This is a genomic window from Muricoccus roseus (assembly GCF_900141905.1).
GTDB classification, from domain to species: Bacteria; Pseudomonadota; Alphaproteobacteria; order Acetobacterales; family Acetobacteraceae; genus Roseomonas; species Roseomonas rosea.
The window spans coordinates 16,870-29,168 of record NZ_FQZF01000035.1 but is presented as its reverse complement, the minus strand read 5'-3'; the positions used below and the strand labels follow the sequence as shown (position 1 = coordinate 29,168).

General features: G+C 68.9%; 10 protein-coding genes. 7 read left to right on the top strand and 3 right to left on the bottom strand.

The genetic code is table 11. The annotated features are described in order from the left end of the window. Position 1: 1 nt before the first annotated feature. The 6 genes from BUB97_RS21770 to BUB97_RS21745 all read left to right on the top strand — a co-directional run bounded on the left by BUB97_RS21770 (position 2) and on the right by BUB97_RS21745 (position 6,472). The gene (locus tag BUB97_RS21770) at positions 2-1,459 is read left to right on the top strand and encodes a pyruvate dehydrogenase complex E1 component subunit beta (RefSeq protein ID WP_073138857.1); all 1,458 of its coding nucleotides are present in this window, start codon (positions 2-4) and stop codon (positions 1,457-1,459) included. Between the two features lie 12 nt (positions 1,460-1,471). Then, entirely contained in the window at positions 1,472-2,860 is a 1,389-nt protein-coding gene (locus BUB97_RS21765) for a pyruvate dehydrogenase complex dihydrolipoamide acetyltransferase (RefSeq protein WP_073138854.1), read from the top strand. Continuing rightward, a complete protein-coding gene (locus tag BUB97_RS21760; protein ID WP_073138852.1) occupies positions 2,857-3,348 on the top strand; it encodes a GNAT family N-acetyltransferase in 492 nt (163 codons plus the stop codon). Before BUB97_RS21765 ends, BUB97_RS21760 begins: the two co-directional genes overlap by 4 nt. 56 nt (positions 3,349-3,404) lie before the next feature. Continuing rightward, positions 3,405-4,799, top strand: coding sequence for a dihydrolipoyl dehydrogenase (gene lpdA, locus BUB97_RS21755; protein WP_073138850.1), 1,395 nt, complete (start codon positions 3,405-3,407; stop codon positions 4,797-4,799). A 76-nt stretch (positions 4,800-4,875) separates the two neighbouring features. Next, the gene (lipA, locus tag BUB97_RS21750; RefSeq protein WP_245818409.1) at positions 4,876-5,982 is read left to right on the top strand and encodes a lipoyl synthase; all 1,107 of its coding nucleotides are present in this window, start codon (positions 4,876-4,878) and stop codon (positions 5,980-5,982) included. A 10-nt stretch (positions 5,983-5,992) separates the two neighbouring features. Further along, positions 5,993-6,472 (top strand): type II toxin-antitoxin system RatA family toxin, encoded by a 480-nt coding sequence (locus tag BUB97_RS21745; RefSeq protein ID WP_073138847.1) that lies wholly within the window; start codon positions 5,993-5,995, stop codon positions 6,470-6,472. A gap of 164 nt (positions 6,473-6,636) precedes the next feature. Here BUB97_RS21745 and parE read toward each other — a convergent pair whose 3' ends face one another. After that, the gene (gene parE / locus BUB97_RS21740) at positions 6,637-8,610 is read right to left on the bottom strand and encodes a DNA topoisomerase IV subunit B (protein WP_073138844.1); all 1,974 of its coding nucleotides are present in this window, start codon (positions 8,608-8,610) and stop codon (positions 6,637-6,639) included. A gap of 121 nt (positions 8,611-8,731) precedes the next feature. Further along, complete coding sequence (gene dps, locus BUB97_RS21735; protein ID WP_073138841.1) at positions 8,732-9,241, bottom strand: DNA starvation/stationary phase protection protein Dps; 510 nt, start codon at positions 9,239-9,241, stop codon at positions 8,732-8,734. A gap of 321 nt (positions 9,242-9,562) precedes the next feature. Here dps and BUB97_RS21730 point away from each other — a divergent pair, with 321 nt between their 5' ends. Continuing rightward, positions 9,563-10,300 (top strand): fumarylacetoacetate hydrolase family protein, encoded by a 738-nt coding sequence (locus BUB97_RS21730; protein WP_217659733.1) that lies wholly within the window; start codon positions 9,563-9,565, stop codon positions 10,298-10,300. A 279-nt stretch (positions 10,301-10,579) separates the two neighbouring features. Here the strand turns inward: BUB97_RS21730 and BUB97_RS21725 are convergent, their stop codons facing one another. Further along, the gene (locus BUB97_RS21725) at positions 10,580-12,169 is read right to left on the bottom strand and encodes an MFS transporter (RefSeq protein WP_073138835.1); all 1,590 of its coding nucleotides are present in this window, start codon (positions 12,167-12,169) and stop codon (positions 10,580-10,582) included. Between the last annotated feature and the right edge of the window lie 130 nt (positions 12,170-12,299).

Sequence of the window (12,299 nt, the reverse complement as noted above, 5' to 3'; positions counted from 1 at the left end):
TATGGGCGCGACCATTCTGATGCCCGCCCTCTCCCCCACCATGACGGAGGGCAAGCTCAGCCGCTGGCTGAAGAAGGAAGGCGATGCGGTGAAGTCCGGCGACGTGCTCGCCGAGATCGAGACGGACAAGGCCACCATGGAGGTGGAGGCGGTCGATGAAGGGACCCTCACCAAGATCCTCGTGCCCGAGGGGACGGAGGGGGTGCAGGTGAACGTTGCCATCGCCGAGCTGGATGGCGGCAATGGCAGCGCGGCCGCGCCGGCGGGCAATGCCGGCACGCCGCCGGCCGAGCAGGGCAGCAAGGCGGCCGCCGTGCAGCAGCCGGAGTCCAACGCGACGCAGCACGGTGGAGAGATCGGCAAGATCGCGAAGGGCGCCGAGGATTACGGCCAGGTTTCCGCCCGCGGTGCCGAGCGCCGCGAGGGAGCGGCTGCCGAGCCGAAGTCCACTGCCCAGCCGGAGAAGGACTGGGGCGCGACCAAGCCGACGACCGTGCGCGAGGCGCTGCGCGATGCGATGGCCCTGGAGATGCGCGCGGACAAGGACGTGTTCCTGATGGGCGAGGAGGTCGCTCAGTATCAGGGCGCCTACAAGATCTCGCAGGGGCTGCTGGACGAGTTCGGTCCGAAGCGCGTGATCGACACGCCGATCACGGAATACGGCTTCACCGGCATGGCCGTGGGCGCGGCGCTGACCGGGCTGAAGCCCATCGTCGAGTTCATGACCTTCAACTTCTCGATGCAGGCCATCGACCACATCATCAACTCGGCCGCGAAGACTCTCTACATGTCGGGCGGCCAGCTCGGCTGCCCCATCGTCTTCCGCGGGCCCAACGGTGCCGCGGCGCGCGTGGCCGCGCAGCACAGCCAGGACTTCACCTCCTGGTACGCGCATGTCCCGGGGCTGAAGGTGATTGCGCCCTGGTCGGCGGCGGATGCGAAGGGCCTGCTGCGCGCCGCCATCCGCGACCCCAACCCGATCGTCTTCCTCGAGAACGAGATCCTCTACGGCCAGAGCTTCGAGTGCCCGGTGGATGAGGATTTCATCCTGCCCATCGGCAAGGCCAAGGTGGAGCGGGAGGGCACGGACGTCACCATCGTCGCCTATTCCATCATGGTCGGGCTGGCGATGCAGGCGGCGGAGGAGCTGGCCAAGGCCGGCATTTCCGCCGAGGTGATCAACCTGCGCACCATCCGCCCGCTCGACATCGAGACGGTGCTGGCCTCCGTGCGCAAGACCAACCGCCTCGTCACGGTCGAGGAGGGCTGGGCCTTCGCCAATGTCGGTGGCGAGGTGGCGATGCAGGTGATCGAGAACGCCTTCGACCACCTGGACGCGCCGCCGGCCCGTGTGGCCGGCGCGGATGTGCCGATGCCTTACGCCGCCAATCTCGAGAAGCTTGCGCTGCCGACGGTGGCGCAGGTGGTCGAGGCTGTGCGCAAAGTCACCTACAAGTAAGGGGCGACGCAGATGGCCACCAACATCCTGATGCCCGCCCTGTCCCCGACCATGACGGAGGGGACGCTCGCCCGCTGGCTCAAGAAGGAGGGCGAGCAGGTCAAGTCCGGCGACGTGATCGCCGAGATCGAGACCGACAAGGCGACGATGGAATTCGAGGCCGTGGATGAGGGCATCCTCGGCAAGATCCTCGTGCCCGAGGGAACGGAGGGCGTGAAGGTCAACCAGCCCATCGGCATCATGGTCGATGAAGGAGAGGCGGTTCCGTCCGGCGATGCCGCGGCCTCGGCTGGCGGCGAGAAGGGGCCGGCCCCGTCTCCCTCCGGCAGCCCGGCGCTGGAGGCCGTGCAGGCCTCCGGCGGGAAGGTGGCCGGTGCTGCCGAGCAGCCCGTCTCCGCGCCCGCGCCGCAGGGCCAGGCGCCGGTGTCCAGCCCGGCACCCGCCGGGCATGGGGCAGGGCAGGGAGGGCGCATCTTCGCCTCGCCGCTCGCCCGCCGGCTGGCCCAGCAGGCCGGGATCGAGCTCGGCTCCGTGAGGGGTTCGGGGCCGAACGGGCGCATCGTGAAGTCGGATATCGAGGCGGCCCAGGGCGCACCGAAGCAGGCGGCGCCGGCCGCGGCGCCGCAGGCCCAGCCGGCCGCTACTGCCCCGCAGCAGCAAGCCCCGGCCGCCGCGCCCAAGCCCCCAGCACCGGTCATCACCGCGCCGCACAAGGCCGTGCCGCATTCGACGATGCGCAAGGTCATTGCCCGCCGCCTGACCGAGAGCAAGCAGACCATCCCGCATTTCTACGTCTCGATCGACGTGGAGCTGGATGCGCTGCTGAAGCTGCGCGCCGACCTCAACGCGCGGTCTCCGAAGGAGGGCGCCGGGGCCTACAAGCTCTCGGTGAACGACCTGGTCATCAAGGCGGCCGCCGCCACCCTGCGGAAGCTGCCCCAGACCAACGCCTCCTGGACCGACGACGCGATCGTCATCTACGACGACGTGGATATCAGCATCGCCGTTTCCATCCCCGACGGGCTGATCACCCCGATCATCCGCCGCGCCGACCAGAAGGGGCTGGCCACCATCTCCAACGAGATGAAGGACCTCGCGGCACGGGCGAAGTCCGGCAAGCTGAAGCCTGAGGAGTTCCAGGGAGGCGGCTTCTCCATCTCGAACATGGGCATGTTCGGGGTGCGCGAGTTCTCGGCCATCATCAATCCGCCGCAGGCCGGCATCCTGGCGGTTTCCGCCGGGGAGAAGCGACCGGTGGTGAAGGGCGACCAGCTCGCCATCGCGACGGTGATGACGGTCACGCTCTCGGTCGATCACCGCGTGATCGACGGCGCGCTGGCGGCGGAATGGGTCTCGACCTTCAAGTCGATCGTGGAAGATCCCCTGAGCCTCATGCTGTGACGGAAGCCGCCGCCCCGTTCACGCTGCGCGACGCCATCCCGGCCGATTTGCCGGAGGTGGTGCGCCTCGTCCGCGCCCTCGCGGATTACGAGAAGCTGCTGCATGAGGCGGTGGGCACCGAAGAGGACTTCCGCGCCCTGCTCTTCGGCGAGAAGCCGCTGCTCCACGCCGTCCTTGCGGAAGTGGAGGGGCGGGTCGTCGGCCAGGCGCTCTGGTTCAACAATGTCAGCACCTTCACGGGCAAGCCGGGCATCTATCTCGAAGACATCTTCGTGGAGCCGGATTCCCGCGGGCTGGGCATCGGCAAGGCCTTCTTCCGCTACCTCGCCCAGAAGGCGGTGCGGGAGGGCTGGACGCGGCTGGACTGGCAGGTGCTGGACTGGAACGAGCCTTCGATCGCCTTCTACCGGGGCCTTGGCGCCCAGGGCATGAAGGAATGGATGAACCAGCGCCTGAGCGGCGAGGCGCTGAAGCGGCTGGCGGCCTGAGGGCCACGCCGACGCAACATCACGCGGCGCCCGGCGCCGCCACGGAGGAGGCCGGCATGGCCGATCAGTTCGATCTGGTGGTGGTGGGCGGCGGGCCCGGCGGCTATGTGGCCGCCATCCGGGCCTCCCAGCTCAAGATGAAGGTCGCGCTGGTGGAGCGCGAGAACCTGGGCGGCATCTGCCTTAACTGGGGCTGCATCCCCACCAAGGCGCTGCTGCGCGCCAGCGAGATCAACCACCTCCTGCACACGCTGGATGCCTATGGCTTCGCGGCCGACAACATCCGCTTCGACTTCCAGAAGGTGGTGAAGCGCTCCCGCGCCGTCGCCAATCAGCTCTCCTCCGGCGTGAAGGGGCTGATGAAGAAGAACAAGGTGACCGTCTATGACGGCACTGCGAAGCTGGCCGGGCCGGGCAAGCTCTCCGTCACCAAGGACGGCAAGCCGGTGGCGGAGCTGGCCGCGAAGAACATCATCCTGGCCACCGGCGCCCGTGCCCGCGTGCTGCCGGGGATGGAGCCGGATGGGAAGCTCATCTGGTCCTATCGCGAGGCGCTCGTGCCGGATGCGATGCCGAAGTCGCTCATCGTCATCGGCTCGGGCGCGATCGGCAGCGAGTTCGCCAGCTTCTACCTGAACATGGGCGCCCAGGTGACGCTCATCGAGGTGATGGACCGTATCCTGCCGGTGGAGGACGCCGAGATCAGCGCCTTCGTGCAGAAGTCCTTCGCGAAGCAGAAGATGAACGTCCTCACCTCCGCCAAGATCGGCAAGGTGACGAAGAACGGGGACAGCGTGACCGTTTCCGTCGAGGCGGGCGGCAAGGTGCAGGAGATCACGGCGGACCGGCTGATCTCGGCCGTCGGCATCGTCGGCAATGTCGAGGACCTCGGGCTGGAGGGCACGAAGGTGAAGGTCGAGCGGACCCATATCGTCATCGACGAGATGGGCCGCACGGGCGAGCCCGGCCTCTACGCCATCGGCGATGTGGCCGGCCCGCCCTGGCTGGCCCACAAGGCGAGCCATGAGGCGATCATCTGCGTGGAGAGCATCGCCGGGCTGGATCCGCACCCGATGGAGGCGTTGAACATCCCGGGCTGCACCTATTGCCGCCCGCAGGTGGCCAGCGTCGGCCTGACCGAGGCCAAGGCGAAGGAGGCCGGGCATGAGGTGCGGGTCGGCCGCTTCCCCTTCATCGGGAATGGCAAGGCCATCGCGCTCGGCGAGCCCGAGGGGCTGGTGAAGACGGTGTTCGATGCGAAGACGGGCGAGCTGCTCGGCGCCCATATGGTCGGGCCCGAGGTGACGGAGATGATCCAGGGCTACACCATCGCCCGGACCCTGGAGACGACCGAGGCCGAGCTGATGCACACCGTTTTCCCCCACCCCACCGTCTCCGAGACGATGCATGAGGCCGTGCTTGATGCATTCGGCCGGGTGATCCACATCTAGGGGCGAGATTCCGCACCCAACCCTGTCGCCGCGCCGGCCCGGCAAGCCCGGGGCGCGCGGCCGAAGGATAGAGCCCATGGCCACCCGAATCCTGGTGGATCACCGCGCCGGCGGCGCCCAGGCCGCGGCAACGCCCGCGGCCTCCGAGCCCATGCCCACGGAGCTCATGCCCGCCGGGGATGCGCCGGCCCTTCCGGCCCATATCGCCCGGATCGTGCCCAGCGCCGCAGCCGCCCCCCTTCGCCATCCGGAGAAGGCGAACCGGCCGGACAACCCGATCAAGCGCAAGCCGGACTGGATTCGGGTGAAGGCGCCGACCCACCCGATCTATCACGAGACCCGCAACCTCATGCGGGAGAACAAGCTCGTCACGGTCTGCGAGGAAGCCGCCTGCCCGAATATCGGGGAGTGCTGGTCCCAGCGGCACGCGACCATGATGATCATGGGCGAGATCTGCACGCGCGCCTGCTCCTTCTGCAACATCACCACCGGCCTGCCGAAGGCCCTGGATGCGGATGAGCCGCGCCGGGTGGGGGATGCGGTGGCGGCGCTCGGCCTGCGCCACGTGGTCATCACCTCGGTGGACCGGGACGACCTGCGAGACGGCGGGGCGGAGCATTTCGCCCGCACCATCGCGGCCATCCGTACCGCGGCGCCGGAGACCACGGTCGAGATCCTCACGCCGGACTTCCTGCGCAAGCCCGGCGCGCTGGAGGTGGTGGTCGCGGCCCGGCCGGACGTGTTCAACCACAATCTCGAAACCGTGCCGCGCCTTTATCCGTCAATCCGCCCCGGCGCGCGTTACTTCCATTCCCTGCGCCTGCTGGACGAGGTGAAGCGGCTGGACCCCGGCATCTTCACGAAGTCTGGCGTCATGGTCGGCCTGGGCGAATCCCGGTCCGAGGTGCTGCAGGTCATGGACGATATGCGATCCGCCGAAATCGACTTCCTCACCATCGGCCAGTACCTGCAGCCGACGGTGAAGCACGCCGCCGTGGACCGCTTCGTCGAGCCCGCCGAATTCGAGGATTACGCCCGGATGGCGCGCGCGAAGGGCTTCCTGCTGGTCTCGGCCACGCCGCTGACCCGTTCTTCCTACCACGCGGATCGCGACTTCGCGGCCCTGCGCGCTTCGCGTGACGCGGCACTCGGCCGCAGCCCCGCCGCCGCCACCGCCGCCTGAGGCGCGGGGCATGCCCACCCACGCTGAGAAGAAGCGGCTTCCCTACACGCCGGAGCAGATGTTCGACCTGGTGGCGGATGTGCGCCGCTACCCCGAATTCCTGCCCTGGTGCGTAGGCGCGCGCGTGGTTTCGCAGAATGCGGGCGAGCTGATCGCGGACCTGACCATCGGCTTCAAGATGTTCCGCGAGACCTTCCGCAGCCGGGTGACGCTGGAGCGGCCACACCACGTCCATGTGGAATACCTCACCGGCCCCTTCCGCTACCTGAACAACCACTGGCGCTTCCACCCCGTGCCGGGTGGGTCGGAGGTCGATTTCTTCGTCGATTTCGAGTTCAAGTCCCGTCTGCTCCAGGCCGTCATCGGCACGGTGTTCAACGAGGCGGTCCGGCTGATGGTGCGCGCCTTCGAAAGGCGGGCAATGATGCTCTACGGGCGGGAACGCCCCGGCGCGACGCTGACGGCGCGGCCCAGCCCCCGGCAGGGCTGATCGGGGCTAGTGAGGGCTCCGCCCTCAACCCGCCAAGGGCCTGAGGCCCTTGGAACCCCGTCTGACTGCCGTGGGTACCCCGGAAGGGTGGGGTCTCTGGTTAAAGGTGACTTTCCTGCCCTTGCACTCGCCTGAGGTCATCGACCTCAGGCGCACCGTCCGCATCAGACGTCTACTTCCGCCTCGTCCAGCTTGGACGCGTTCTCCTGGATGAACTTGAAGCGCAGCTCGGGCTTGCGGCCCATCAGCGCCTCGATCAGCTCCGCCGTTTCCGCCCGCGCTTCCTGAGGCAGGACCACGCGCAGGAGGGTGCGCTTCTTCGGATCCATCGTCGTCTCCTTGAGGGAGGCGGGGGGCATTTCGCCCAGGCCCTTGAAGCGGCTGACCTCGACCTTCTGGTTCGCCTTGAACTCGCGCTTGAGGATGCGCTCGCGGTCGGCATCGTCGCGCGCATAGATGGACTTCGCGCCGTGCTGCAGCCGGTAGAGCGGCGGCTGGGCGAGGAAGACGCGGCCTTCGCGGACAAGGGCGGGCAGCTCCTTGTAGAAGAAGGTCATCAGCAGCGCGGCGATATGCGCGCCGTCCACATCGGCGTCCGTCATGATGATGATGCGGCCGTAGCGCAGCCGCGCCAGGTCGAAGCGGTCGCCGATGCCGCAGCCCAGCGCCTCCACCAGGTCCCGCAGCTCCTGATTCGCGCGCAGCTTCTCCGTGCTGGCCGAGGCCACGTTCAGGATCTTGCCGCGCAGCGGCAGGACGGCCTGAGTCATCCGGTCCCGCGCCTGCTTGGCGGAGCCGCCGGCGGAATCACCCTCGACGAGAAACAGCTCGGTCGTCTCGGCATTCTCGCTGGAGCAGTCGGCGAGCTTGCCGGGCAGGCGCAGCTTGCGGGTGGCGGTCTTGCGGGGAACCTCCTTCTGCTCGCGGCGGCGGATGCGCTCCTCGGCCCGCTCGATCGCCCAGGAGAGGAGGTTGTCGGCGTTGCGCGTGTCGCCGGTCAGCCAGTGGTCGAAATGGTCGCGCAACGCGCCCTCCACCAGGCGCGCGGCCTCGGGGGAGGTGAGCTTGTCCTTCGTCTGGCCCTGGAACTGCGGCTCGCGGACGAAGACCGAGACCATGCCGGCGAGCCCGCCGAACAGGTCCTCCGCCGTCACATTGGCCGCGCGCTTCTCCTTCCGCAGCTCGCCATAGGCGCGCAGCCCCTTCACCAGGGCATTGCGGAACCCGGCCTCGTGCGTGCCGCCCTGCGGGGTGGGGATGGTGTTCGCATAGGTGGAGAGGAAGCCCTCGCCCTGCTCCAGCCAGGTGGCCGCCCATTCGGCGCGGCCGGCGCCGCCCGGGAAGGTCGCCTCGCCCGCCCAGGGGGCGGGGGTGACGGTGGTCTTTCCCTCGATCGCGGCGGCCAGGTAGTCCGAGAGGCCGCCGGGGAAATGCAGCGTGGCCTGGGCCGGGGTGTCGTCCTTGATGAGGCGCGGGTCGCAAGACCAGCGGATCTCGACGCCCTTGTAGAGATAGGCCTTGGACCGGCAGAACCGGTACAGGCGCTGCGCCGCGAATTGCAGCTTGCCGAAGATGTCGGGGTCGGGCCGGAAGCGGATGGTGGTGCCGCGGCGGTTGTGCACCGGGCCGGCATTCTTCAGCTTACCCAGAGGCTTGCCGCGCGAATAGGCCTGGGTGAAGAGGGTGCGGTCGCGGGCGACCTCCACCTCCATCCGCTCGGAGAGCGCGTTGACGACCGAGGAGCCGACGCCGTGCAGGCCGCCCGAGGTGTCATAGGCCTTGCCGCTGAACTTGCCGCCGGAATGCAGCGTGGTGAGGATCACCTCCAGCGCCGACAGCTTGGGGAATTTGGGGTGCGGGTCCACCGGGATGCCGCGGCCGTTGTCCCGCACCGAGAGCCAGTTGTCCGGCTCCAGTGTCACCTCGATGCGGTCGGCATGGCCGGCCACGGCCTCGTCCATCGCATTGTCGATGATCTCGGAGGCCAAGTGGTGGAGGGCGTTCTCATCCGTGCCGCCGATATACATGCCGGGGCGCCGGCGGACCGGCTCCAGCCCCTCCAGTACCTCGATATCCGCCGCCGAATAGCTCTGCTGGGCCGGGCCCTTGGGAGGGCGGCCGCCGAATAGATCGTTCATGTCTTGTTCTGGGTCCCCGGCCCAAATTAGCCATCCGGGGGGCCAGATGCAACCGCCCCGGCACCAGGGGTGCCGGGGCGGGGCCTTTCATGCCGGGCCGTGGCCCGGATGCCGCGTGGGGTCAGTTCTTGCCCTGGAGATGGGCCTCGATCATCCACAGCGCCTTGTCGACCTCACGGGAGACCTGGGTGAGCAGGTCGGAGGTGTCGGCGTCACCGGCCTCGTCGGTGGTGTCGATGCCCTCGCGCAGGGCCTGGGCCATCTGGGCGTAGCGGTCGGCCAGGGCGGAGCAGTGGTCCAGCCCGTCCAGGATCTTGGCGTCATAGGGCTTGATGCGGGTCTGGGCGCCGACGGCCTGGGTGGTGCCGTCCGGGATACCGCCCAGCTGCACGGCGCGCTCGGCCAGCTCGTCCGTCTGCTCGTTCAGCATGGTGTAGAAAGTCTCGAACATCTTGTGCAGGCCATAGAAATGGCTGCCCTTGACGTTCCAATGCGCCTGGCGCGTCGCATTGGTCAGGTCGATGATGTCCGTGAGCACGGCCTGCAGCACGTTGATGCTGACGGTCTTGCCGTTGCTCGGGGTGTCGTTGCGGGTCTTGTTGGGCACCTTGTCGGTTTCAGCCTTGGCCATGACGGCTCCTTCGCGTTCGAGTCCGGTGGACACGTTCCATCATGGGGTGATGCGCGTCCTCGGCAACCGCAATGCGTCGGACGAGCGAAGGTTTCTAGAACCATCCTGCCCTGACCGCAGCGCATGGCGCCGCCGGGTCATCACGAGCGGATGACCGCCGCCCCTGACCCGGTGCGGCCCCGGCCGGGAGTGCCTAGGCTCTCACTCGCCGGCCTGGTGGGCCGCGCTGACCAGTAACCAGGGAGGAGCGTTCGCATGAAGGCCAATCGGCGGGACATGCTGGGGGTCGCGCTGCCGCTGGGCGCCGCGGGCGTGCTGGGGATGCCGGCTGCCGCGCAGGTGCCGAGCGCGCCCCGGACCCTTTTCGCCCTGCCTCAGACGACCATCCCCGTGGTCGGGCAGGAGGCGGCTTTCCCAGTGCGGCGGATCTACTGCATCGGGCGGAACTACGCGGCCCATGCGCGCGAGATGGGCTCCGACCCCGATCGCGAGCCGCCCTTCTTCTTCCAGAAGCCGACCGATGCGATCCAGCTGGTCCCGCCCGGCGGGGTGGTGGACCACCCCTATCCCTCGCTCACCCGGAACTACCATTACGAGGTGGAGCTGGTGGCCGCCCTGAAATCGGGCGGGCGCAACATCCCGACGGACCGGGCGCTGGAGCATGTCTATGGCTATGCCGTCGGGCTGGACATGACGCGGCGGGACCTGCAACGCGGCATGGGTGACCAGAAGAAGCCCTGGGAAATTGGCAAGGCCTTCGACCGCTCGGCACCCATCGGCCCGATCCACCCGGCCGAGAGGACGGGGGCCTTCACCAAGGGCGCCATCTCCCTCGCGGTGAACGGGCAGGTGAAACAGAACGCGGACCTGTCGCAAATGATCTGGAGCGTGGCGGAGCAGATCTCGAAGCTATCGGAAGCCTTCGAGCTGAAGGCGGGCGACATCATCTATTCCGGCACGCCGGAGAATGTCGGGCCGGTGGTGCCGGGCGACCTGATCCTCTGCAAGATCGAGGGTCTGCCGGACCTGTCGATCCGGATCACGCCGGCGATGGGCTGAGGTCAGTCTGTCCCGAGGAGAGGAAGAAGGAATTCTTCCTCTCCCCGGACCCGTCGAAGGCAGTGCCTTCGACCCATCATCTTTGTCTTCGAGTTTGGAATCACTCGGCGAACGGTGCGTATTGGGCCGATGACCCGAGGGGACTGCAACGGCAGGAATAGCACCTGCCCACCAGAGACCCCACCGATCCGGGGCATCCACGGCAGTCAGACGGGGTTCCAAGGGCCTCAGGCCCTTGGCGGGTGGAGGGCGGAGCCCTCCGGAGCCCGCAGCGCAGGATCAGATCGGCAGTTGCACGAAGCGCTCCGCTTCCGGGGCCGTTCCTTCCTGCTGGAAGGCGGCGGCCGCGGCGAGGATAGCGTGGTCCTGTTCGGAGAGGCGCGACTGTTCCCGCAGGTGGTCGCTCCAGGAGCGGACGGCCCAGAGTTCGATATAGCGTTCGGGGTGGGCGAGGTCCTCGTAGAGGCGCCAGACGATGGCGCCGGCGCGCAGGCGGACGCCGCGCACCTCGGCCATGGCGGCGAGGAAGGCGTCCCGCGAGGCGGTGGGGACGGCGTAGCGGACGGATTCGAGAAGCCGGGCTTCCTCGGTGAGGCTGCGCAGGATTTCCGGCGCGGGGGCTTCGGGCACCGGTTCGGACAGGCGGGCGGGGATGGGGATATTCGCCGCGGGTTCCAGCGGCAGGCGGCGGGAGAGGATGCCGAGGAGGATGGCGCCCAGGCCGAAGACGACGAGGGTATGTGGAACCCCGATCAGCGCGCCGCCGACCCCGCCGAGGGTGGAGCCGAGGACCATGGCCCCGAAGGTGGCGACCTGGAACAGGCCGATGGCGCGAGCCCGCACCCAGGGGCGCGCCGCGAGCTGCGAGGCGGCGCTGAGGGTGGAGGTCATGCCGAGCCAGGAGGCGCCGTAGACCAGCATCGCCAGGCCGGCGGGCAGCCAGTGCGGGGAGAGGCCGAGGGCGATGATGGCCAGCCCCATGCCGCAGGCGCAGAGGAGGACGATGTTGGAGCGGGAGATGCGGCTGCGGAGCGCCGGCAGGCCGAAGCTGGCCATGACCGCGCCCGCGCCCATGGCCCCGAGCATGAGGCCGAAGGCATACGGCCCTAGGCCGAGGCGGAAGCGCACCAGGATGGGCAGCAGCCCCCAGACCGCGGAGCCCGCGAAGAAGAGCAGGGTGGCGCGGATGATGATGCCCCGCATGACCGGGCTGGCGAGGACGTAGCGCACGCCGCTGCCCATGGCGTCCAGCAGCCCCTCGCGCGGGGTGGTCTCGGCCTCGGGGCTGCGCTTCCAGAGGAGGAGGGCGCCGGTGAGGTAGAGGTAGCAGGCGGCGTTGAGGGCGAAGGCCACCTCCGCCCCCGCCCAGCCCAGCACGATGCCGCCGAGGGCGGGGCCGATGGCGCGGGAGAGGTTGAAGCCCATCGCGTTCAGCACGATCGCCTGCACCAGGTCCTCCCGCACCACCAGTTCCGGCGTGGTGGCGCCGAAGGCCGGGAAGTTCGCCGCCGCGCCGATGCCGATGAGGAAGGTGAAGGCCAGCAGCCCCCAGGGCCCGAGCAGGCCCGCGGCGGTCAGCGCGCAAAGGAGGAGGGCGGCGGCGCAGATCCAGACCTGGGTGAAGATGAGGAAGCGGCGCCGGTCCATGATGTCGGCCAGCGCGCCCGCGGGCAGGGCGAGCAGGAAGACCGGCAGCATGGAGGCCACCTGCACGAGGCTGACCATGACCGGGGAGGGGGAGAGGGAGGTCATCAGCCAGCCCGCCCCGGTGCTCTGCACCCAGCCCCCGATGTTGCTGATCAGGGTCGCGGTCCAGAGCATCCGGAAGGCGGGGTTCCGGAAGGGGATGAAGGCGGCGGGGGCGGGCATCGGGTGGGAAAAGGGCCGGAGAGGGGTGGGGGTTTCCGGTCCACCAGGGCCTGGCGGTCCGTGGCGGGCGGGCTGCATGGCGGAACGGATCGGGCGCCGGGGGCTCTCGGGCCCCTGGGCGATCCGCTCT